This is a genomic window from Pseudoalteromonas sp. ECSMB14103 (assembly GCF_000813065.1).
Lineage (GTDB): Bacteria > Pseudomonadota > Gammaproteobacteria > Enterobacterales > Alteromonadaceae > Pseudoalteromonas > Pseudoalteromonas marina.
The window spans coordinates 303582-325928 of the sequence record NZ_JWGY01000001.1 but is presented as its reverse complement, the minus strand read 5'-3'; the positions used below and the strand labels follow the sequence as shown (position 1 = coordinate 325928).

At 39.3% G+C, this 22347-nt stretch carries 22 protein-coding genes; 11 read left to right on the top strand and 11 right to left on the bottom strand.

The window, feature by feature from the left end; all coding sequences use genetic code 11:
• Positions 1-11: 11 nt before the first annotated feature.
• The 6 genes from rlmB to RF53_RS19490 all read right to left on the bottom strand — a co-directional run bounded on the left by rlmB (position 12) and on the right by RF53_RS19490 (position 6135).
• A complete protein-coding gene (gene rlmB / locus RF53_RS01485) occupies positions 12-755 on the bottom strand; it encodes a 23S rRNA (guanosine(2251)-2'-O)-methyltransferase RlmB (protein WP_006794097.1) in 744 nt (247 codons plus the stop codon).
• 5 nt (positions 756-760) lie between these two features.
• A complete protein-coding gene (rnr, locus tag RF53_RS01480; RefSeq protein WP_039036400.1) occupies positions 761-3202 on the bottom strand; it encodes a ribonuclease R in 2442 nt (813 codons plus the stop codon).
• 199 nt (positions 3203-3401) lie between these two features.
• A complete protein-coding gene (locus RF53_RS01475) occupies positions 3402-4139 on the bottom strand; it encodes an enoyl-CoA hydratase/isomerase family protein (RefSeq protein WP_039036399.1) in 738 nt (245 codons plus the stop codon).
• A gap of 114 nt (positions 4140-4253) precedes the next feature.
• Positions 4254-4868, bottom strand: a complete 615-nt coding sequence (locus RF53_RS01470) for a response regulator transcription factor (protein WP_039036398.1) — start codon at positions 4866-4868, stop codon at positions 4254-4256.
• Positions 4865-5968 carry a sensor histidine kinase gene (locus tag RF53_RS01465; protein ID WP_039036397.1) on the bottom strand — a complete coding sequence of 368 codons (1104 nt, stop codon included), beginning with the start codon at positions 5966-5968 and terminating at the stop codon, positions 4865-4867. The genes RF53_RS01470 and RF53_RS01465 overlap by 4 nt, the downstream gene beginning before the upstream one ends.
• Positions 5965-6135, bottom strand: a complete 171-nt coding sequence (locus tag RF53_RS19490; protein WP_006794092.1) for a hypothetical protein — start codon at positions 6133-6135, stop codon at positions 5965-5967. The genes RF53_RS01465 and RF53_RS19490 overlap by 4 nt, the downstream gene beginning before the upstream one ends.
• A 157-nt stretch (positions 6136-6292) precedes the next feature.
• Here RF53_RS19490 and RF53_RS01460 point away from each other — a divergent pair, with 157 nt between their 5' ends.
• The 4 genes from RF53_RS01460 (at position 6293) to queG (ending at position 10378) form a co-directional block, all read left to right on the top strand.
• Positions 6293-7159 carry a DMT family transporter gene (locus tag RF53_RS01460; protein WP_039036396.1) on the top strand — a complete coding sequence of 289 codons (867 nt, stop codon included), beginning with the start codon at positions 6293-6295 and terminating at the stop codon, positions 7157-7159.
• Positions 7156-7860, top strand: coding sequence for a glycerophosphodiester phosphodiesterase (locus RF53_RS01455; RefSeq protein WP_039036395.1), 705 nt, complete (start codon positions 7156-7158; stop codon positions 7858-7860). The genes RF53_RS01460 and RF53_RS01455 overlap by 4 nt, the downstream gene beginning before the upstream one ends.
• Before the next feature lie 58 nt (positions 7861-7918).
• Positions 7919-9136: a methyl-accepting chemotaxis protein gene (locus tag RF53_RS01450; RefSeq protein ID WP_039036394.1), complete on the top strand. Its 1218-nt coding sequence runs from the start codon at positions 7919-7921 to the stop codon at positions 9134-9136.
• 111 nt (positions 9137-9247) lie between these two features.
• On the top strand, positions 9248-10378 hold the full coding sequence (gene queG / locus RF53_RS01445; protein ID WP_039036393.1) for a tRNA epoxyqueuosine(34) reductase QueG: 1131 nt from the start codon (positions 9248-9250) through the stop codon (positions 10376-10378).
• Between the two features lie 124 nt (positions 10379-10502).
• On the opposite strand, the gene RF53_RS01440 is transcribed toward queG, so the two are convergent.
• The 3 genes from RF53_RS01440 to RF53_RS01430 all read right to left on the bottom strand — a co-directional run bounded on the left by RF53_RS01440 (position 10503) and on the right by RF53_RS01430 (position 14287).
• Complete coding sequence (locus RF53_RS01440; protein WP_039036392.1) at positions 10503-11636, bottom strand: response regulator; 1134 nt, start codon at positions 11634-11636, stop codon at positions 10503-10505.
• Between the two features lie 70 nt (positions 11637-11706).
• Positions 11707-13680 (bottom strand): ATP-binding protein, encoded by a 1974-nt coding sequence (locus RF53_RS01435; RefSeq protein WP_006794086.1) that lies wholly within the window; start codon positions 13678-13680, stop codon positions 11707-11709.
• Positions 13681-13798: 118 nt separating this feature from the next.
• A complete protein-coding gene (locus RF53_RS01430) occupies positions 13799-14287 on the bottom strand; it encodes a GNAT family N-acetyltransferase (RefSeq protein WP_039036789.1) in 489 nt (162 codons plus the stop codon).
• A gap of 81 nt (positions 14288-14368) precedes the next feature.
• On the opposite strand from RF53_RS01430, the gene RF53_RS01425 reads away from it, so the two are divergent.
• From RF53_RS01425 to RF53_RS01400, 6 genes are all read left to right on the top strand, one after another.
• Positions 14369-14944, top strand: coding sequence for a glutathione peroxidase (locus RF53_RS01425; RefSeq protein ID WP_039036391.1), 576 nt, complete (start codon positions 14369-14371; stop codon positions 14942-14944).
• An 84-nt stretch (positions 14945-15028) separates the two neighbouring features.
• On the top strand, positions 15029-15310 hold the full coding sequence (locus RF53_RS01420) for a peptidylprolyl isomerase (RefSeq protein WP_006794083.1): 282 nt from the start codon (positions 15029-15031) through the stop codon (positions 15308-15310).
• A 63-nt stretch (positions 15311-15373) separates the two neighbouring features.
• Positions 15374-15952, top strand: coding sequence for a glutathione S-transferase family protein (locus RF53_RS01415; protein WP_039036390.1), 579 nt, complete (start codon positions 15374-15376; stop codon positions 15950-15952).
• A 17-nt stretch (positions 15953-15969) separates the two neighbouring features.
• Positions 15970-16320: a DUF2750 domain-containing protein gene (locus RF53_RS01410; protein WP_006794081.1), complete on the top strand. Its 351-nt coding sequence runs from the start codon at positions 15970-15972 to the stop codon at positions 16318-16320.
• A 97-nt stretch (positions 16321-16417) separates the two neighbouring features.
• A complete protein-coding gene (locus RF53_RS01405) occupies positions 16418-17098 on the top strand; it encodes a hypothetical protein (protein WP_039036389.1) in 681 nt (226 codons plus the stop codon).
• Between the two features lie 123 nt (positions 17099-17221).
• A complete protein-coding gene (locus RF53_RS01400; RefSeq protein ID WP_039036388.1) occupies positions 17222-19795 on the top strand; it encodes a M1 family metallopeptidase in 2574 nt (857 codons plus the stop codon).
• A gap of 118 nt (positions 19796-19913) precedes the next feature.
• On the opposite strand, the gene RF53_RS01395 is transcribed toward RF53_RS01400, so the two are convergent.
• Both RF53_RS01395 and RF53_RS01390 read right to left on the bottom strand, forming a co-directional pair.
• A complete protein-coding gene (locus tag RF53_RS01395; RefSeq protein ID WP_006794078.1) occupies positions 19914-20279 on the bottom strand; it encodes a hypothetical protein in 366 nt (121 codons plus the stop codon).
• Between the two features lie 61 nt (positions 20280-20340).
• Positions 20341-21216 carry a hypothetical protein gene (locus RF53_RS01390; protein ID WP_039036387.1) on the bottom strand — a complete coding sequence of 292 codons (876 nt, stop codon included), beginning with the start codon at positions 21214-21216 and terminating at the stop codon, positions 20341-20343.
• Between the two features lie 157 nt (positions 21217-21373).
• Here RF53_RS01390 and RF53_RS01385 point away from each other — a divergent pair, with 157 nt between their 5' ends.
• A complete protein-coding gene (locus RF53_RS01385; protein WP_008126819.1) occupies positions 21374-22273 on the top strand; it encodes a phosphoribulokinase in 900 nt (299 codons plus the stop codon).
• Positions 22274-22347 lie beyond the last annotated feature (74 nt).

Here is a 22347-nt window from a genome sequence, read left to right as displayed (position 1 = left end):
GCTAGAGCAATTTAATTGTTTGCGTTACGTTGGCGTAATACTTCAAATAAACAAATACCGGTTGCAACCGATACATTTAAGCTAGACACCGACCCCGCCATTGGAATTTTAACCAATACATCGCAATGCTCACGTGTCAAACGGCGCATCCCCTCACCTTCTGCGCCCATAACTATGGCCATTGGGCCTGTTAAGCTTGCATCAAATACATGCGTGTCGGTTTCGCCAGCAGTGCCAACTACCCATACGCCAGCATCTTTAATTTCACGAAGCGTACGTGCAAGGTTAGTAACCTGAATAAGAGGCACTGTTTCTGCTGCGCCACACGCTACTTTTCGTGCTGTACCGTTAAGCTTTGCCGACTTATCTTTAGGAACAATGATCGCATGTACGCCAGCGGCATCTGCACTACGCAAGCATGCACCTAAGTTATGCGGGTCGGTTATGCCATCAAGTACGAGTAAAAATGGAGTTTCTTCACGCGCAATGATCACATCTAAATCTTTTTCGTTGTACGTTGGCGCCGCTTTTACGTTAGCAATAATCCCCTGATGTTGCTCGTCTTTCGACTTGTTATCAAGTGCTTTACGCTGCATAAATTGTACTGAAATACCAAATTTACGTGCTTCATCAATAATCGGTGTTAAGCGTTTATCATCACGGCCTTTAAGGGCGTAAATTTCTAAAAATCGCTCAGGCTCTTTTGCTAAAATTGCTTCAACAGAGTGAAAGCCAAAAATTAATTCATTACTCACGTATTTTATGCTCCTGGGCTTGTACGTTTACGGGCATTTTTGCCTGGTCTTTTAGGCTTTTTAGCCGATTTCTTTTTCGGTTTTTTCTTTGCGGTGCCTTCGCTGGCTTTAACCGCCGACTTACCAGCAGCTTTGCCTTTACCGGCTGGCTTTTTTTTACCTTTTGGCTTGTCGTCTGACTTTTTACCCGGTACTTTGCCTGCTTTTAATTGTGAGCGTACACTCGCAGGGCCTTTACCTTTAGGTGCACGACGGCGTGAATACCTATCTTGTGCTACATCGCCTTTAAGTACTAAGTTTATACGGCGGTCGTCTAAACTGACTGAGGCAACTTGCACCGTTACTTTATCGCCAAGTCGGTAAACGGTGTGGCTGTGTTCACCAATCAGGCAATGTTTTGCAGCATCATGTGCAAAAAACTCGTCGCCTAAATTAGTAACGTGAATTAAACCATCAATTTGTAAATCGTCTAATCGTATAAATAAACCAAAGTTTGTAACCGACGAAATAACCCCGTTAAACTCATCGCCAACGTGGTCTTGCATAAACTCACATTTAAGCCAGTCGGCTACTTCGCGAGTCGCGTCGTCTGCACGGCGCTCAGTGGTTGAACACTGCTCGCCTAATTGATCTACTTCATCGTCAGTGTACGCGTATGCGCCTGACGTTTGTTGGCCCTGTGCTTTTAGTACCGCTTTAATTGCACGGTGTACAACTAAATCTGGGTAACGACGAATAGGCGATGTAAAGTGTGCATAAGCCGATAACGCTAAACCAAAGTGACCTATGTTATCTGGCTGATAAACCGCTTGTTTCATTGAGCGCAGCAGCATAGTTTGAATAAGCTCGGCCTCTGGGCGCTCGCCTAATTTAGCTAATATTTGCGTAATTTCTTTAGGCGTTGGTTCGTCACCTAATGTGCTCTGAATCCCTAACTCAGTTAAAAACTGTGTAAAGTTACCTAGCTTTTCACTGTCGGGTTCATCATGCACACGGTAAAGTGCACTGGCCTCGTGCTTTTCGAGTAATTTAGCCGCTGACACGTTGGCTAAAATCATACATTCTTCAATGAGTTTGTGCGCGTCGTTGCGGATAACAGGCACAATAGACTCTATTTTGCGGTGTGCATTAAATACAAAGCGTGTTTCGAGTGTTTCAAATTCAATAGCACCACGCTCTTGGCGTGCTGATTTAAGCGCCATGTACATTTGCTGTAAATCAGTTAAATGTGGCACTACGGGTGCGTATTCTTCGCGAAGCTTTTCGTCATTTTGTAAAATGGCGTTTACTTTAGTGTAAGTTAAACGGGCGTGAGAATTCATCACCGCTTCGTAAAATTTATAACCCGACAATTTACCTGCCGCTGATACGGTCATTTCAGCAACCATACAAAGGCGGTCTACTTTAGGGTTAAGCGAACACAACCCGTTAGACAGTACTTTTGGTAGCATTGGAATAACTTGCTCAGGAAAATACACTGAGTTACCACGTGCGATGGCTTCTTTGTTAAGTGGTGTATTCATGCCTACATAATGCGACACATCGGCAATAGCAACCCATAAACGCCAACCGCCTGATTTTTTAGGCTCACAGTACACTGCGTCGTCAAAGTCGCGGGCGTCTTCGCCATCTATCGTAACAAGCGGTAAGTCGCGTAAATCTACGCGGCCTTGTTTGTCTGCATCTTCTACAAATTCGCCTAAGTGGGCGACTTGTGCGTCAACGTCTTCTGGCCAAACATGCGGAATGTCGTGATTACGAAGGGCAACTTCAATTTCCATACCTGGCGCTAAATGCTCACCTAGTACATCAACCACTTTACCTACTGCGTTCATATTGCGGCTAGGGTTTTGAGTGATTTTAACCTGCACCATTTGGTTGTGGCGGGCACCGTTTTCGTTGCCTGGTAAAATCATGATGTCTTGCGTAATACGCGGATCTTCAGCGACTACAACTGCAACACCATGCTCAACAAAATAACGCCCTACAATAGGGGCGCGCTCGTTGGTAAGCACTTTAATAATACGGGCATCGCATTTTGAGCCAGAGCCACGCTTTGTACCTTTAGCTAGTACAATGTCGCCATGTAACACCATGTTCATTTGATGTTTGGCAATAAACCAATCTTTGCTCTCGCCTTCAACTTCTAAAAAGCCAAAACCGTCTCTGTGGCCTATTACTTTACCTTTGGTTAAACCGGCTTCGTCAATAAGTGCATAGCATTTAAATTTATTAAAATATAACTGACCATCACGCTCCATGGCACGAAGGCGACGTTTAAATGCAATTTGACGCTCTTCATCATTAACGGCTAGTTCTTCACATAATTGTGCGTAGTTAGCTGGTTTTGAACGCTCTTGAAGATGAGTAAGTATAAACTCACGGCTAGGGACGGGGTTTTCGTACTTTTCTTGTTCTCGACTGAGATTTGGATCTTGGTTTGACATTCACTATCTTGTTAGTTGGTTATGAAGGTTATTTTAACCCATATACGTAAAATGAGACAGGTAAAAGCACTTAATATTTAAACAAAGCTCACCTATCGGTTATTTAGCTTTTTAAACTTAGCGTACAGGGCCTTAATATGTCCTTAATTATGCAGCTTAATTGTGTCATTGTGATTAAGCTGCATCAGTGACTAAGCCATTACTTAGTTTTATGAAGATTTTTGTATAACATTTTACTGACGTTATCGATAAAAGCGGGGTCTTCTTCTTTAATAGTTTGCAAGATGTGTTTGTTCATTTGCGATTTGTTTTGAGCGTAAATCCAACGGTTTTTATTAAACTGCGCTGCAAATTCAAGTACACCGGCTTGCAGTTCGTCACTGTTAGAAAATACAGCTTCTATAACGTTGTTCTCAAACAGTTGTTGTGCACCCACCCGTTCGCCCGTCATTGCTAGCCTGTTAAAGAAGGTTTGCGGTATCGCTTTATTAATAATAGGAAACATAGACGGTACAAAAGGCACCAGTACATCCACTTCAGGAAAGCAAAAAAAGCCTTTGTCTGATTTCATAAATCTAAAATCACAGGCACAGGCAAGCACGGCTCCATTACCATAAGTATGACCATTGAGGGCTGCAATAATAGGCATAGGAAACGTAACAATACGTTGTAGCAACTGTGTTATTTGCAACATAAAGTCAGAAATAGCCGCTGGTAAAATGCTTGGGTTTGCCATCCACTCAAGGTCAATACCCAGCGACCAGCTTTTGTCGCTTGCTGAGGTAAGTACCACCGAGTGAATGCTTTTATCAGCCTCTATATGATCAAGGTGTAAATTAAATTCAGCCAAAAACGCTGGATTGTGTCGATTTTCTGCGGTGTTCATTGTTAAAACTGCGACACTGTTTTTTACTGTTAAATCTATTAAATTTGCCATTTAACCCTCTTTTTACGAATTTTAGGCTTACTTTAAGCGTTGTTCGTTACTTTTGTTGTTATAACTAACATAGTAAGGGTTTGTGTTAAATTTATAAACCTTAATCACATGTGTTTATAACCACCCTTTTTGTTTAGCTATACGTGCTGCGTCGATTCGGTTTGTTGCATTAAGTTTGGCAATTGCGTCTGACAGGTAGTTACGCGTTGTGCCTTCACTTATAAATAACTGTGTGGCTATTTCGCTCGTTTTAAGTCCATCGCTTGCAAGCTTTAATGCTTTTCGCTCTTTGTCGGTAAGTGGATCGGCATCGTCTAGAGCGTTAATTGCAAGCTCTGGGTCAATCACTTTTTGTCCTTGCATTACCTTTTTGAGTGCGTTGATTAGCTCGTCACTCGGGGCTTCTTTTAATATAAATCCTTTAACACCGGCACTTAACGACCGCCTAATATACCCAGCGCGTGAAAACGTGGTCATGATCACCATTTTTATAGCCGGAAATTGCATTGCTATTTTTTCACTAAGTTCGATGCCGTTCATTTTAGGCATTTCAATATCGGTTAAAATAATATCTGGCATTGCATCTTCATCAAACGCATTAATAGCATTTAGGGCATCTAGCCCGTTACTTGCTTGACCAATTACGTCAATATTAAAATCTAGGCTAAGTAGTGCACTAACAGCGTCACGCACCAGCGCCTGATCTTCCACTAAAAATATTTTGATCATTGTAAATCCTCAGATGAAATTGGCAGTACTACGTTTAATGTAAATTGTTCACCACAGGTAAAAGTTGCACTACCTTGTATTTGCTCTGCTCGTTCTTTTATACCGTTTAAACCGTTGCCTGCCTCGAGCCTGCCACAGGGTGCATTATCTATTACTTCAATAAGTAATTGCTGAGGTGTTTGCTTAATTGTTATAGCGCTGTTTTTAGTTGAACTATGGCGTAGTAAGTTAGTGACTGACTCTTTAATTATTAAACTAGCAATGCCCTCTACCTTGGCAGGTAGCACAGATAACTCAACGTTAAACGTAATATTAAAATCTTGCTCTAATAACCGTTGTTTTAACTGGGCAACTTGGCTTACCAAATTAAGCTCTTTTAAGTCGCTTACGGCACTGCGTACATCGCTAAGTAGCTGCCTTGCAAGGTCTGCTACTTGGGCTATTTCGTTGTTTGCTTGCTCGTAGCGCTCACCTTGGTTTAGCTTATTAGCCAGCTCGGCCTTTAATGCAATAGATGATAGTGAGTGGCCTAAAATATCGTGTAGGTCACGCGCAATACGTTCACGCTCAGCAATAGCAGCTAATTGCTCTAATTGGTTTGCACTTTCTTGCTCGCGCTTTTTATGGTCGCGTTCTCTTTTTGCTGCAATTCCATAACTAAATAAGGCGGCACATAATATTAAGGCAACAGCCAAAAAGTATTGAAGCTTTCCCATATCGCTTAAATACGAACTTGTAAAAAGCGCCACCACAATGGCTAATGCAGCATAAAACCGCTGTTTTAAGTTATAACTATACCCAGCTACATAGGCAACAAAGCCATATAAGGTAGGTGTGCCAGAGGTAAAAAAAGTGGCGCTAAAACAAATAGCGAGCAAGGCTAAAAATAAGGTGGTTATTTTTGTGTTATCGCAGTTAATTGCTTTTACATACAAGATAATAAAGGCAATATAAAAAGCTAAACATAGGCCCATTTGGCTTTTTGTAAATTGGTCAAAATTAATAATTAATGGCAGTAAGTAAAAGCCTGTAAAAATTAAATGGCCGTATTTCCAAAACGTTTTATCCGTTTGTTGAGAAAAGCTACTTTGCGAACTCATGCTAGCACCTCTGGTGTATTATTTTTATTTAAAGCACTCTTTTTATTAATAAATATAGATACCACAAAAATGCTTATCAGCATAAAATAATCAATGTAATTAATAGTAAAATTAAGCGAATCAAAAAACTCGCTAATATCAAGACTCATTAAAACTAAACTATTCATAGCACTCTCCTGTTAAGTAGGATAACTATGCCAATACATAAAAATAATAAGAGTGTGAAGTGTCATTAACTTTGCTGACATTTGTCATGTTTCAAAAAATTCATCTTGTTGACACCCCCTCGGTGATAACATATTAAAAAAAGGAGATGATGTTTAAATGCAGCCACAACAGCAAAGCTTAATTTACCTACATATTGCCGTGTTACTTTTTGGGGGAACCGCCCTTTTTGCCAAACTCATTGGTTTAAATGCTCTGGATATTACAGTTTACCGAACAGCTATTGCTGGTATGGCAATATTGGCAATGCTTTCATTCGGGAAAAAACAAATTAAGTTAAACAATCCCAAAGACTACCTTATTGCTTTATTTTTAGGTGTTACAGTAGGGCTACATTGGGTGACTTATTTTGCAGGTATGCAAATGGCAGGCATAACCATTGGTATGCTTGCATTTTTTAGCTATCCAGTAATGACCGTTTTTTTAGAGCCTTTATTTAATAAAAGTAAACCTCAAGCAAAAGATATAATAAGCGCTGGTGTAGTTGTTTTGGGTATTTATTTATTAGTACCAAGTGCTGATTTAGGTGACGATGTAACACTTGGTGTTATTACTGGCGTGGTATCTGCGTTGTTTTTCTCTGTCAGAAACATTACTCACAAACGCTATTTTAGCCAATACGGCGGCCCACAGACGATGTTTTACCAAACCTTGGTAGCGAGCATAATGCTGTGCGCATTTATTGAAGTACCTGTGTACGAGGTGAGTAATCAAGATCTTATATTAATTGCCGTCGCTGGCATTATATTTACCGCTACACCCCACTCGCTATTTGCAGCAAGCCTCAAAAATTTATCAGCCGCAACGGCAGGGCTAATTTCGTGCTTACAACCGTTGTACGGTACTATTTTGGCTATTATTATTGTTCACGAACGCCCAACATTAATGACCCTGATTGGCGGCGCACTTATTGTAAGCGCTGCATGCTTTGAAACATGGTCAATAACCAAGAAGGCTCGACAATGAAAATTTTTGCACACAGGGGTGCTAGCGGGCACTTTCCCGAAAATACGAAAAGCGCCATTTTAGAAGCCTTAAATATGGGTGTAGACGGCATTGAAGTAGATATTCAAAGCGCTACCGATGATTACATGCTAATACATGACTCGTGGCTAGACAGAACCACCAACGGAAAAGGCAAAGTTAGTGAGTTTGATGCAGCAACCCTTACAAAGCTTGATGCGGGTAATGGCGAATGTATACCAAGGCTACAACAGTTATTTGATTGGAATAACAATAAAACCTTACTTAATTTAGAACTTAAGCATACCTTTGAACTTGAAAAGTTTGCTGACCAGCTTGAACGTAATATCAGTGCGGGAACCATTTCATGTGCTAATATTTTAGTATCATCGTTTGATCATCATCAATTACAATGGCTTAAAAAGCGTTTACCCTGGTTAAAAATAGGCGCTTTAACGTCTTCTATTCCAATTAATTATGCAAAGTTTGCACAAGACTTAAATGCATTTAGTGTGCATGTAGATAAAAATTTTATTAACAAAGCGTTTGTAGATGATGCTAAAAAACGCGGGCTTGAAGTTTACGCTTATACAGTCGATAAACAACAAGATATTGCACTTATGCGTGACTTCGGTTTAGACGGGATTTTTACTAACTTTCCCATGCAATCCAAGGCATATTTGCTATCGTTAGCTGATAAATAGAGTCGCTTATACCTTGCAAATGCCTGTGTAAAAGCGTTCAAACATAGGTTTAAGCAAGATGAGTGGCTTAATGAAAATTTATAATTACATCGAACAAACATTCTTTTTTACTCTAACGCGTAAAATTATTGGTAACTTAAGTTTTGTTTTTTTGTTTCAAGCTATTACTTTGTTTTGGCTTTATGACAGCTTAAGTGAGCAACAAAATCTTGGCCTTTTTTGGCTACTAACCTTGGTTATTATTTCAGGCTTTGCGTTTACGCTTTTTTACATGCGCTTTTTGATTGTTCGCCCTGTAAAAGCTATGTGCGATACACTTATTAAAATTAATCAACAAGATGCCAATTTAAACGCTAAACTTCCGCATTTTTCATACGACGAATTTAAAACGTTAAGTACGCAATATAACGATTTTACAAGCCACTTAAGCCAATTACTTAACACGACTTACACAAGCGCTGAAGCCAGCGCACAAAGTAATAAAGCCGCAACTGAGTCAATGCAAAGTACGGAAAATTCGAGCGAACAGCAAATTACCTTAAGTCATACAATTATTGATGCCAGTAACCAAATAACACAAAGCTTGCAAAATATTGTGGGCAATACCGACAGTGTTCATACTGTAAATAATGAGCACTTAGCCTTTGTAAAACTCTCAGCTCAAGATCTGAGTTCTCTGGTTGAGAAAGTGCAGTTAATAACTGATATGTTAGGCAGTTTTGCGAGCACCGTTGATGGCTTGAAGGAAAACAGTGAGAATATTCGCAGTATTTTAAAAATGGTTGAGGAGTTTTCTGATCAAACTAACTTACTCGCGCTTAACGCCGCGATAGAAGCTGCGCGAGCAGGAGAAGCTGGGCGTGGTTTTGCTGTTGTTGCTGATGAAGTACGTACCCTCTCGGTTAAAGTAAGTGGAGCTACTCGCCAAATCAGTGATTTTATAACCCAAATGAACGACCTAGTAAGTGAAACAAATAAAGAGTCAGAGCAACTTATTAACCATTCTAAAAATGCACAAAGCTCAATTTGTTCAACCTCTGAAGGGTTTAGTAAAATGCTTAATGAATTTGAGAGTAATCAACAGCAATTACAGCAAATTGCCAGCGCCGTACATTTACTAGAAGATACGCAAAATTTAACCCATCAATCGGTAGAGCAAATTGTTGAATTAGGCGAGCAGGCTAAACAGCAAATAGACACCGCTCTTGCCGACAGTCAATTGTCGCAAGAGTTAAGCTTACAAACACAGCAGCAATTGAAGCGCTTTGTACTTTAATTTTTATCATAAACGCGGTTTACGCTCAAACACCTATTGATGCGTAAACCTCAACACACCACTGTAATTATGCTAAATTACAGGGCGATTATTTAATATGCGTGAATATGTGTGAGCAACCTAACTCCTGACTACCCTAAATTAGCCCAGCAAATAAAAGCATGGGGAAAAGAACTCGGCTTTAGCGAAGTAGGGATCACTGATATAGATTTGAGTAAGCATGAACAACAGCTTCAGCGTTGGCTTGACGCCGGGTTTCATGGCTCAATGGATTATATGGCGGCACATGGAATGAAACGCGCTCGCCCTGACGAGCTTATTCCCGGCACACAACGTGTTATATCGGTAAAAATGAACTACCTGCCCCCCGATGCTGGCTTTGCTAAAACATTAAAAAACAAACAAAAAGCCTATATTAGCCGTTACGCACTTGGCCGAGACTACCATAAATTAATTCGTAATCGATTAAAAAAGCTCGGCCAAAAAATAGAACAAGAAGTAGGTGAATATGGTTTTAGACCCTTTGTTGATTCAGCCCCTGTATTAGAGCGCCAATTGGCTGAAAAAGCGGGGCTGGGCTGGCGTGGCAAACATTCATTACTAATAAACAAAGAAGCTGGATCGTGGTTTTTTTTAGGTGAATTGTTTATTGATTTACCTTTACCTGTTGATAATGAAAATACCTTTGAAGGCTGCGGTAAGTGTGTAGCCTGCATAACCTTATGTCCTACAGGTGCAATTGTAGAACCTTATGTGGTTGATGCCCGTAAGTGTATTTCATACTTAACAATAGAACACCAAGGCCCTATTCCTGAGCAATACAGAACTTTATTAGGTAACCGAGTTTATGGCTGCGACGATTGTCAATTAGTTTGCCCGTGGAACCGCTATGGACAAATAACCGACGAACAAGACTTTCATCCGCGCACGCAGTTAAAAGACAAAGACTTGCTTGAGCTGTTTAGTTGGGATGAAACTACATTTTTAAAAAATACCGAAGGCAGCCCAATTCGCCGAATTGGACATGAACGTTGGTTACGTAATTTAGCCGTTGGTTTAGGTAATGCAAACTTTGACCCTGACATTATTAGCGCGTTAGAACAAAAAATTGATGGTTGTAGTGATCTAGTAAAAGAGCATATTCAATGGGCACTGGAGCAGCAAAACAATAAACAACCCTCACTTAGAAAAACGCAAAGACTTATTAGGATAGTGGAAAAAGGCTTACCACGAGATGCATAAATTCATAGAAGCCTATTTAGTACTAAAGCAAATCAGAGCTATTGGAGTGTGATTATTCGCCATTATAGGGCGGTAAACCCTATATTAATGGCAAACAAGCCCTAAAAGTAAGTCTATGTGTTTATTATTGGCTATGGTTTAACAGTATCGAAAGCTCTCTTTCAATGTCTGCGAACGCCTCTTTTACCTGAATAACAGACTCCTCGCGGGCTACTGAATTTTGAATTGTTTCATCTACTTTTTTATAGATAAAAATTTCTTGGTCTTCGTCTAAACCCATTGTTGGAATTCTAACCTCAAGCTCTTCCTGAAGTTTTTTAAATACTTGTTCGTTGTTTAAGCGATTTTCATTAAGTAAATCTATCAAACCATGAAATTTACTGTGTACTGTACTTGCTACTGCGTTTAGTTTTACCTGCTGCGCATCTAATAAGTTCTTAGTTATTATGGCGCGTAACTGCTGTTCTGTAACACTAACAATAAAGCACACGTGATCGCGTATTCTGCCGTGTTTATCAGGATCGTGTCCTGGCATGTTTAAGATGAGTAAACTAATTAGCTCGTAGTTAACTAATAAGCGCTGCGAAAACTCATGCAAACGGCCTTTGTTTTTAAGCATTTCAAATAACTCGATCACAATAGGCGAGCAAACACCATGTAGAGCATAATGTTTAACAATAGAGTCGTATCTAAATTCTACATTACTTTGTAAATCAAAAGATTGTAGGCAATCAATAAGTGCTTTTGCTAAATCGTCTGGGTTAGTTATGAGTGCTATGCTTTCTACGTAGTTGACTATTTGCCCCATTTCGCTGCTGTTAGCCATTGCATTGAACGCGGTTGAAGTTGCCGCTTCTACTTGTTTTTCTAGGCTTTGTTTCTCTACTAATACTTGGTTTAGATTTTTTAATTTAGATCTAAGCTCATCATGCCCAAATGGTTTTACTATGTAATCTTCAGCGCCGGCTGAGTAGCCTTCCATGCGCTCCTCCACAGTTCCTCTTGCAGATACAAACATAACAATAATATGTGCGGTACTTGGGTTTGATTTAAGCGTTTTACACACTTCGTAACCACTCATCTGCGGCATGCTTACGTCAAGTAAAATAACTTGAGGCATATAGTCCTCAACCATATCCAAGCATTCAGAGCCACTGTTGGCTAGCCTTAACTCAAAATCTAAGTCTTCTAAAATTTCTTCAATTATCTCAAGGTTAAAGGGCTCGTCATCTACTGCTAGTATTTTTGTTAAAGCCATAACTAAATCATCCTTTTAAATTCAAAAATAAATTGTATTAACATAAACAACTTACTGTTTTAGCGTACTTTTATTCATCGACTAGGTGTTCGTCTAAATTTATTTCAAGTGGTAATTTTATGTGAACTGTGGCACCACCATTGGTATTATTACACGCGCTAATTTGACCTTGATGCAACGATACAAATTCTCGGCAAAGTGCTAAGCCTAGCCCCGTACCGCCCGCACCACTGTTTGTTTTACTGCTTTGCACAAACTTTGTGAAAATATGATCAAGCTCATCTTCAGGAATACCTATACCACTATCAATGACTTCAATATCAGCAAATTGGCCATCCGATGCTAATTTAAGCGTGATGTTACTTTTGGGCTCACTAAACTTTAATGCATTGCCCAATACGTTGCGCAACAACTGATTTATTTGCTCTTCATCGCATTGCACAATGACCGGTGAATCTGGCGCAGGAAAAATAATATTAATGTGTTTTTCCATCGCCGTGCCCGACACATCATCAATGCTCGTTTTAATAATACTTTCTAAATTATGAGGGCGCGGGTTAAACGGAAATTTACCTACATCAAGCTTTGATAAATCAAGAAGGTTATTTAATAAAGATAGCAGCCTATCGCCACTACACTCGATACGAGATAAGTATTTTAGTAACTTTTCTCTAGCAAAGTCGCCAGCTTCTAGCTTATCGAGTCCAAAGCGTGCAAAACTTAAAATTGAGTGCATGGGGGTTCGCAGCTCATGTGACATATTTGCTAAGAAGTCTGATTTACTTAAATTTGCCGCTTCGGCTACATTTTTAGCATGCTCTAACTGCGATGTACGGGCTTTGACCTCTTCTTCTAGTAACCCTTTAGCTTCTTGAAGTAGCTCTTCTTTTTGTTTTAAGTGAGTTACATTTTTAAAAATTACAGCCAGTGCAATCTCACCATGGTGATCTATTTCGTTAAAAGAGCCAAATAAAGGCACTGTGCCACCGCTTTTAATGGGTAGACGTAAATCGTAACTGAACTGACGATTGCTGTTTAATGTTGAAATTTTTTCTTTGATTCCAGCAATCGAATCGTTATCTAAAAAATCAAATAACGATTTACCAGAAAGCCCGCTAAACGGTAGATCTAACAATCTTAAGCAAGCGTCATTTGCTTCAATAATTTGACCGTTGCGTTTAAATAGCATGATAGCGTCAGGGGTGTGTTTATAAATAACTTGTAGCAAGCTGTCTTTTTCTATTAGAGCGTCGACGGTTTCTTGAAGGCGCTCAACTAACTCGGCATTGCGGCGTTTTAATAATTCAGTTTGCCAAAGCTTATGCACTGATTGCAGTAAAATATTTTCATTGAGCGGTTTAATCAGTACGTCTTCAACACCTTGGCGAATAGCTTCAATCATTGAAACTTGGTCAGGGCGGGAAGTGAAAAGCAAGCACCGTGCATTTGGTTGCGACACTTTTAATTTTGAAAATATTTGAAGACCAGTCGCTTCACCGAGGCTAAAATCGCTGATTAAAATATCAATTTTATTACTTTTTGCAATCGTGAGTGCGTCATTTAAGCTGCTTGCCGTAAGGGTTTTAATATGTGCGCCAATTAAATTGCTCTTCATATTATCAAGGCGATTTTGGATATGATCGACCAACAATATAGTGGGCAGTTGCATCATATGGTTAGAGTCTAGCTCTAACAAGCTCTCTAAAAGAGAGGTGATCTCTTTATTAGAGAAGAAAGGATAAACAACCGTAGCATCAGGTACTATTTTATTTAGGCCAGCAAATGCGGTTAACTGCTCTGTGTTTTCGGTTTTAGGGGCAAGTAATAATAAACGCCCATGAGATAGTTTATCAATTAGCGGCTTGATAGGGGCAACCGGCACACCGTGAGCTATGACAACTAAATCGTAATTTTCGGCGTGAGTAAACATCTCAAGCATAGAGAAATGAATCAGCTCAACATTACATCCAATGAGCTCTAAGAGTACTTTTACTCTCATTGCTATGATGGTGCTGCTGTCTATGATCAATATTTTTCTAGCCATTAAACTACACTTACAACCAATAAAATTAATATGTTACCAGCGTAGTATAAAAACACGAAAAAAACACACATTCCTGTGCGTTATTTGTAAACAAATATGACCAATAAATAAGCGTAACTTATTCTAAATGCTTACCAAATATGGTTAGGCTGTATAAGTTATTATCCATAACGGCAACGTTTGGTAACTCCCCCCACACATCAAAACCAAAGTGCTTAAATAACTTTACGCTTGGCAAATTATGGCTAAAAATAAAGCCAAGTAACACGCTAATATCAAGCTTTTTAGCCTCCGATTGCGCAAACTGCATTAACTTTTTACCCAAGCCTTTACCTTGTGCATTTTTAGTTATGTAAATGCTCATTTCCACGGTTCCGTCGTAAGCAGGGCGTCCGTAAAACGATTTATAACTCACCCAGGCAAGTACGGTATCGTTTTCGCAATACACATATATTGGGCGTTTTTGGGTATGACTATTAAACCAATCTTTTTTTTCTTCAACGGTTACTTCTTCGGTATCTGCCGTTACCATTCGCCCTTCTATGGTTTCATTATAAATGGCGACAATATCATTAAGGTCGTCAATAGTTGCTAAGCGAGTTGTCATAGTAAATTTAAGTGGTTGATCAATTTCCTCCATATTAGCGTATGATCAGCCAATCAAACAATCGGATAGTTAGGTAATATGATGCTTAAAAAAATGATAATAGGGTTTACTGTGTTGCTGGGTAGTTCAACTTTAATGGCACAAACACAGCCAAATAATGAAGCCATAAATCCCCAAACCTGTGACGATTTTACTAACGTTGATATCCGAAAGCTTCGCTCTAAAGAGTCCATTAATTTATGCGACTACAAAAACAAACCTCTGTTAATTGTTAATACTGCGAGTAACTGTGGCTTCACCCCTCAGTTTGAAAGCTTAGAAAAACTACACAAAACATACAAAGACGAAGGGCTTGTAGTATTGGGCTTCCCTTCTGATGACTTTTTCCAAGAAGAAGATAACGAAAAAGAAACGGCCAAAGTCTGTTTTATTAATTATGGGGTCACCTTTCCTATGTTCGCCACCAGCGAAGTGAGAGGAAGTGATGCAAATCCTATATTCAAGCATTTAAACGAGCAAACAAGTTCGCCCAATTGGAACTTTTATAAATATTTAGTATCTGCTGATCGTAAAACAATTTTACGATTTAACAGCAAAGTAAAACCAGATTCAGAAAAAATGATTAAGGCAGTGGAAAATTCCCTGTCTAAAATCTAAATTTATACTGGTACAATTTGTACAAACTAACTAGTATGGCAATACACTAGGTTAAAAAAACACCACTTATAATCAGGAGATTTTATGGCAGTGGCAAGCGCACGACACATTTTGGTAGACAGCGAAGCACAATGTTTAGACTTAAAAACAAAAATTGAACAAGGCGAAGACTTTGCTGAATTAGCAAAAGTACATTCTAATTGCCCATCAGGACAAGACGGCGGCGCTCTGGGTGAGTTTGGCCCAGGGATGATGGTTCCTGAGTTTGATAAAGTGGTTTTTTCTGCCCCAATAAACCAGGTACAGGGCCCTGTACAAACGCAATTTGGTTACCATTTACTTGAAGTTACTAGCCGTTCAGAATAAATTGAGCTTTACTGCTATTAACGTTTAATAAAGCCGCTTTAGCGGCTTTTTTTTGGAGTAATTATGCAATTAATTGGTTCTGTTCCCTCACCTTACGTTCGCCGAATTAGAATATGGGCTCTGCAAAACAACTGTAATATGGAGCTTATAAGCTTAGACATATTTTCAGCTCAAGATCGCCCTAAAATGGCCAATAAAAACCCAGCCCGTAAAATACCTATTTTAATTGATGGTGATTTAACACTGAGCGACTCAAACTCAATAATACGCTACTTATTAGAGAAAACAGGCAAATCAAAGCTAAACTGGCCGCAAGAGCACTTACTTACCACTATTAATGCCTGCAACGACTCGCTTGTTGAAATGCTATTATGCGAGCGCTCAGGTTTAGATACACGAAGCGATGCATTATTTTTTAATCTGCAAAATGAGCGAATAGAACAAACATTAAGCTTTTTAAACAGCCATTTAAACGATGAACAATTTAAAAGCTGTGAATACCTCAGCATCAGTTTATACTGCCTGCTTGATTGGATTAGCTTTCGTGAATTAACTGACTTTAGTCAGTACAGTGAACTTGTTGCATTTCATGCACAATTTAGCGAACGTCAATCAGCAATAGAAACTAATCCTCGTCACTAACTTAATAAGGTAAACACATGAGCGATATTGAAATTGAATCACAGCTAGTTAACTTCGTAGAAAAAGTACGTGTTAGCGAAGTCATTTGGGCACTGGGCGCAGAAGATAATGGCTTTGTAGTGTGCGACTCAAACCAATTTGACGACACTGATGTTTTACTGCTTTGGGAAAGTGAAGAAGCGGCTAAAGCGCAGTGTAAAGAAGAATGGAAAGATTACAGTCCGGTAGAAATTAACCTTGATGAATTTTTAGATGCATGGGTTGAAGATTTAAATGAGGACGACGCATTAGTTGGCATAAATTGGAATGATGACCAAGTATGTGTAGAGATTGAACCAACGGGTTTAGCTCGTGCTTTAAGTGAATAATAATTTACACACAGGACCTTAAAGCCTGATAACCCGACTAGCATCTAGTGCTAGTTGGGTATAAAATAAAACATCTCACTATTTTCAAGGTATTACGTTGAAAACCCATCTTGGTCGCCGCCCTTTTTCAGCTATGGAACTGCACACTCTTTATAATGGATATATATACGGTGATGTTCGACTCCCCCGCGAGCAAGCAAAACATTGGCACTTTTGGCTGCCATTAATAGCCTATTACAGCGGTGCTTACAGTGATGAAATAGGCTGTTTAACACTTGATGATCTTTGTATTATTGATGATATTTTATGTTTTAACTTTCATACTCACGGTAAAATAAAGCCTCGCTTAGTCCCTGTACATAAAGCACTTATCGATGCAGGATTTAGTGATTATATTGAGTTTATAAAGTCTAAAAACCACCAGCGACTTATGTTTGACCTCCCGGCTAAAACCGGCAGATACAGTGAAAAAGTACGTATTTGGTTTTCGGGTGAAGGCGATCGTGCCGGCTATTTGCAAAAATGTGATATCCCCAACGTTGACCAGCTCGGTATGAAAACCGCCATTAGTAGCTTACGCCTTAACTTTGAACAACAAGTACGTATTTATGCGCTTCAGGCTAACTCTAAAGATGCTTTTAATTATTTAATGGGTTTTAACGAATACCCAAACCGTCAGTTTGATGAAATCAGCTTATTAAATACGGTTATTCAACAAGTACGTATTATAAATACACAACTCAGCTGGCAACGTTTTCTATCACGCGAAAGTCACTGACAAACTTTGTTACTATTTACCATCAAAGCCACTTCTTAAATCAATTACGCGCCTCACAAAAACTGGTAGGATAAACTGTACCCATAAAATCTGGGCGTTTCTAACAATAAACAAGGGATCACTATGTTTCTTAAAAGCCTCTTAACTGTGAGTGTTGCGCTAGCAATAAATGCAGCAAACGCTAACGAATTCGTTATCGAAAAACTCGCAAAACCAAGTTCGCAAAATGTATCGCTGACACTTGACCCAAGTAAAGATACATTCACAGGGATGACTGAAATTGCCTTAGAAGTATTAAAACCAACACATTACATTGAGCTAAACGGTGTGGATTATGCTGTAAAAATGGCGCAACTTTTAGGTAAAGAAAACTGTGACTTAAGTAATGAAATACTTAAAACAGGTAAAGTTAAATTTAGCTGTGATGAAAAAATTCAACCAGGTAAATACACACTTAATATTGATTTTTCTGCTCCCTACAACCGCCAAAGTGTGGGGTTATACAAAACATTGGATCAAGGTACACCTTACCTATTTACCCAATTTGAAATGAGTGATGCACGTCGTGCCTTCCCCGTTTTTGATGAACCAAGCTATAAAATTCCTTTTCAGTTAACAATAACGGCTCCAAGTTCACAAAAAGTATATGCCAATACACCAGAACTAAAAACAACAATAAATGGTGATATGACAACCCACTTTTTTGATAAAACACCGCCTATTCCATCGTATTTAGTTGCGATGGCTGTTGGCCCGTTTGAAGAAATAGACATTGAAGGTATGCCCATTCCTGGGCGTGTTATTACTCCTCAAGGTAAAATTCATTTAGCCGAATATGCTAAAGATAATATGCCGCGCGTACTTGCAGCATTAGAAGAGTATTTTGGTATTCCTTATGTGTATAAAAAACTCGACTCAGTTGCCGTGCCTGAATTCCCATTTGGCGCAATGGAAAACTCAGGCTTAGTAACTTACCGCGAAGACATTTTACTCGTTGATTTAGCAGCAGCGACACGCAGTAAGAAACAACGTAACGTATCTATTATTGCTCACGAACTAGCACACCAATGGTACGGTAACTTGGTAACCATGAAGTGGTGGAATGACCTGTGGTTAAACGAAGCGTTTGCAAGCTGGATGGCAGCTAAAATGACCAAGCAGCTAAACCCTGAGTTTGAATCACATTTAGACTTACCACAAAATAACGTAATGGCACTAGACGCCCGCTTAAGTACTAAGCCTATTCGTAAGCCAATTAAAACCGAAGCTGACATTATGGACGGTTTGGGCCTTGCATACAGTAAAGGTAGCTCAGTACTTGCAATGGTTGAAAACTGGATTGGCCAAGAGGCGTTCCAAAAAGGGATTCAGCGTTACTTAAAAGACTTCTCTTATAAAAATGCAGAAGCGGCTGATTTATGGCAAGCACTAGGTAAAGCATCAAATAAAGATGTAGCCAGTGTTTTAAAATCATTTATCGAGCAGTCTTCTTTCCCTCTTGTGAGTGTTAAACAGCAAGGCAAAAAAGTAACCATTTCACAAAGCCGCTTTGTAAATGCTGGTGTTGATGCGCCAGCACAACTTTGGAATGTGCCAGTAACGATTAAATACGGTGCAGGCGACAACGTTAAAACAGCCAGTGTTTTACTAAACAAACAAAGCCAAACGCTTGATTTAGATTTTGCACCAGAGTGGATTTACCCTGACCAAGGTGCTCTTGGCTACTACCGCTGGGTAATGGATGACGCGCAATTTAACGCATTAATTGAAAACGCGCCAACAGTGCTGACTGACCGCGAACGTTTAGCGCTATTATCGGCCACCGATGCACTGCTTAAGGCTGGCGTTATCTCTGCCGCCAAGTTAATGCAAACACTTGAAGTATTTGTAAGTGACAGCCACCCTCGTGTAGCAAATACTGCACTGGGCTACTTAGTATCGCAGCAACGTACGTTCAAAGATGAAAGCAATAAAGACTTATGGCCTGCATTTATCCGTGACGCAGTGACTCCTGCTGCTAAAAAATATGGTTTAGAGGCAAAAATTGACGAAGATGGTGCAGTATCGCAACTTCGTGCAGCCGTTATATCACGCTTAGGCTTTGATGGCGAAGACCAAAACGTAATCAATAAAGCCAAAGAACAAACGCAAGTGTATTTGACTAATCCTCAAAAAGTAGACCCATACTTAGCAGGTGTTTATTTAAGACTCGCGGCTTTTCATGGTGATAAAGCCTTGCTTGATCAATTCATGACAACATTTAAAACGACTAAAGACCCTCAAGTGCGCACTAACATGCTAGCTGCTATGGGCTTTTTTGGTGAGTCTGAGTTACAAAATACAGTGCTGGCTTACAGCTTAACTGATGAAGTAACTGCGTCTGATATGCGTACTATTTTATCTGGGCAAAGTTACACAGAAGAGCGCCAAGCATTATTTATCGATTGGGTTTATAACAATTACGATAAAGTAACAGCAAGTTTGCCGCCGTTCTTTATTCCTAATTTACCGTACTTTACAACCGTAGGCTGTGATGCCAAAAGCTTAGCAACCACTCAAAACTTCTTTAACGATAAAATTTCAGAAGTGCCTGGGTACAGCCGTACATTGAGTAAACTAGAAGAAAGTACGCTTGATTGTATTGCACTAAAAAAACGCGAGCTTGATTCGGTTAATAGCTTCTTAAACAGTAAATAACCACTATGTGATTAAGCTATAAAAAAGCCGCTGAGTATTCACTCAGCGGCTTTATAATTTTAGGGCGAAACTAATTAACTCAAATTACGGATAAAAAACTTCTTAACTAAAGTTCAGATTAATTACCAATGATCATCGTCAACTTAGCAATAAAGTCTTTTGCAGCTTGCTCTGAATTTATTTTAAATGCGACACCATAATGAATTGGTTGAGCGCTTTTATATATACGAGTTGGAAAACGGGTCATTTCACTGCTATGAAAATACCCTTGTGCACGTGTTACACCATCTATGTCATTAAAGTCATCGCTAAATACTTCAAACGCAGGGCGAATCACTATTTTACCTTTCCCACTTTCACTGTGAGTGTAAAAGGCCTCTTTAGAATTAACTAACATGTATTCAGCAATGTTTTTAATTTTAAAATTACTTCTGCATTGTAGTTTTATAAGCTGCTCTGTTAACTCATCTGCACTGTACGCCATGTTTATCCCTATTCGTTAATTTGCGTATTACCTTAACGCATACGCAGTTTGAAGTCTTACTTTATTGTGTTACGTCGCATACAAATGCAAGCTTATCATTGTTGTAACTCATTCGGGTGATATTAGTTTCGCAGTAAGTGCTTAAATCAAGCCATTGCGATATCTCATTACTGCCATCGAGCTTACGTTGATAAACACGATTTTTAATAGCGTAAGCAATTGTTTTATCATCTTTTAAAATGAAGTCTTGTACCTGAGTGGGTAGCCTTAATAAATCGCTTACCTGTTTATTTTGTGGATTAAAGCTCGCTAAAATATGCTGATCATTTTTAGTGTAACTAAATAAAAACATCGCCGCGTTGTGGTTATAAATAAGTGTACGAGAAATATCACTGGCGGCTATTTCACCTCTAGCAGCGTCTACTGAGGTGTATTGAAGCGTATGCGGCTGACCTAAAATAAACATCACTAAATCGTTTTTAATGCCCCAAGCATGGTAGCCAACAGGCTCTATCCAATCAAAAATACGACTAGGCGCACTTTGTATATCAAGCGGATACTGCCACAACTTTTGTTTTGAATCGGCCTCTACAACAATGGCTGACAAACTTGTTTTATTAGGCATTAACGTTGGCGAATACTCACTGACAGGTGTATTTGTTAAGTTAGTTATTTCACGTGTTGTTAAATTGTAGTGTGCAATATCGGTTTGGCTTTGGTTATTAGTTATTACCTCATGGGTAAAGTATAAATCGTCATTAATTAAATAAGGCTGGTTATTGTAACTTGTTTTGTCGCTTACTATGGTCACTTGAACACCATATGGCGTATTTAAATCAGCAAGTAATATTTGGCTTTTAGGCATGTTAGCGTGCGCACAACCTGCAGCTAACGCACTTAATGAAAAGAAGCTAAGTAATGGTTTTAAAAGTTTCATGCTTTCTCTCGTTTTAATTTTAAGCACCTCATGATAACGTTATTTGCTGATGGCGTCACTTGAGCTTAGTCAGTCAACACGTAAGATACCCAAACGACTTAAAAAAGTGTTAAGTTTAGTCTGGTTATATAGCCTGGTCCTAAAAAAGAGAATTAACATGTCAGCTAAAAATCCTATCATTGCAATTACTGGTTCGTCGGGTGCAGGCACAACTACCACGACAAATGCCATTAAGCATATTTTTCGTAGCCTAAATATTCAGGCTGCATTTATTGAAGGTGATAGCTTTCATCGTTATACACGTCCCGAAATGGACAAAAAAATACGCGAAGCCCAACAAGAAAGTAAACATATTAGTTACTTTGGCCGTGAAGCTAACGACTTTGGCGCCCTTGAATCGTTATTTAGTAATTATGGTGAAACAGGGCAAGGCAAATTGCGCCGCTACTTGCACACCTTTGATGAAGCTGTACCTTATAACCAACTGCCAGGGACATTTACTCCTTGGCAAGAGCTTGAGCATAATACAGATATTTTGTTCTACGAAGGTTTGCATGGCGGAGTTGTTGACCAAGACGTTGATGTAGCCAAGCATGTTGATTTACTCATAGGCATGGTGCCTATTATTAACCTTGAATGGATACAAAAGCTAATCCGCGATACTTCAGAGCGAGGCCACTCTCGCGAAGCCGTGATGGGGTCAATTGTGCGTAGTATGGACGATTACATAAATCATATTACCCCTCAGTTTTCACGAACGCATATTAACTTTCAGCGTGTGCCTACCGTAGATACATCAAACCCATTTAGCGCAAAAGACATTCCATCACTTGATGAAAGTTTTGTTGTGATCCGCTTTAGAGGCATTGAAGATGTTGATTTTCCTTATTATCTGAGAATGATTGAAGGTAGCTTTATGTCGCGTATTAATACGCTGGTAGTGCCGGGCGGTAAAATGGGCCTTGCAATGGAGCTTGTATTAACACCGCTGATAAAAGATATTATTATGAAAAAGCGCGCACTAGAGAACCTTGCTCCGCTTGATTTACCTATTTAGTATTATCGCTTTAGTGCTCTTTTTTGTTTAACAGAAGTCACGTACACTGCTGATTTTACTCAATACGAGATCAG

Bases quoted from the DNA above. Each gene is read 5' to 3' on its own strand.
- RF53_RS01440 (WP_039036392.1), bottom strand. From the start codon at position 11,636: ATGGCTTTAACAAAAATACTAGCAGTAGATGACGAGCCCTTTAACCTT.
- RF53_RS01395 (WP_006794078.1), bottom strand. From the start codon at position 20,279: ATGGCGTACAGTGCAGATGAGTTAACAGAGCAGCTTATAAAACTACAA.
- RF53_RS01475 (WP_039036399.1), bottom strand. From the start codon at position 4,139: ATGGCAAATTTAATAGATTTAACAGTAAAAAACAGTGTCGCAGTTTTA.
- RF53_RS01425 (WP_039036391.1), top strand. From the start codon at position 14,369: ATGCTTAAAAAAATGATAATAGGGTTTACTGTGTTGCTGGGTAGTTCA.
- RF53_RS01385 (WP_008126819.1), top strand. From the start codon at position 21,374: ATGTCAGCTAAAAATCCTATCATTGCAATTACTGGTTCGTCGGGTGCA.
- RF53_RS01465 (WP_039036397.1), bottom strand. From the start codon at position 5,968: ATGAGTTCGCAAAGTAGCTTTTCTCAACAAACGGATAAAACGTTTTGG.
- RF53_RS01435 (WP_006794086.1), bottom strand. From the start codon at position 13,680: ATGGCTAGAAAAATATTGATCATAGACAGCAGCACCATCATAGCAATG.
- rnr (WP_039036400.1), bottom strand. From the start codon at position 3,202: ATGTCAAACCAAGATCCAAATCTCAGTCGAGAACAAGAAAAGTACGAA.
- RF53_RS01450 (WP_039036394.1), top strand. From the start codon at position 7,919: ATGAGTGGCTTAATGAAAATTTATAATTACATCGAACAAACATTCTTT.
- RF53_RS01390 (WP_039036387.1), bottom strand. From the start codon at position 21,216: ATGAAACTTTTAAAACCATTACTTAGCTTCTTTTCATTAAGTGCGTTA.
- RF53_RS19490 (WP_006794092.1), bottom strand. From the start codon at position 6,135: ATGAATAGTTTAGTTTTAATGAGTCTTGATATTAGCGAGTTTTTTGAT.
- RF53_RS01460 (WP_039036396.1), top strand. From the start codon at position 6,293: ATGCAGCCACAACAGCAAAGCTTAATTTACCTACATATTGCCGTGTTA.
- RF53_RS01415 (WP_039036390.1), top strand. From the start codon at position 15,374: ATGCAATTAATTGGTTCTGTTCCCTCACCTTACGTTCGCCGAATTAGA.
- RF53_RS01410 (WP_006794081.1), top strand. From the start codon at position 15,970: ATGAGCGATATTGAAATTGAATCACAGCTAGTTAACTTCGTAGAAAAA.
- RF53_RS01420 (WP_006794083.1), top strand. From the start codon at position 15,029: ATGGCAGTGGCAAGCGCACGACACATTTTGGTAGACAGCGAAGCACAA.
- RF53_RS01455 (WP_039036395.1), top strand. From the start codon at position 7,156: ATGAAAATTTTTGCACACAGGGGTGCTAGCGGGCACTTTCCCGAAAAT.
- RF53_RS01430 (WP_039036789.1), bottom strand. From the start codon at position 14,287: ATGACAACTCGCTTAGCAACTATTGACGACCTTAATGATATTGTCGCC.
- RF53_RS01400 (WP_039036388.1), top strand. From the start codon at position 17,222: ATGTTTCTTAAAAGCCTCTTAACTGTGAGTGTTGCGCTAGCAATAAAT.
- RF53_RS01470 (WP_039036398.1), bottom strand. From the start codon at position 4,868: ATGATCAAAATATTTTTAGTGGAAGATCAGGCGCTGGTGCGTGACGCT.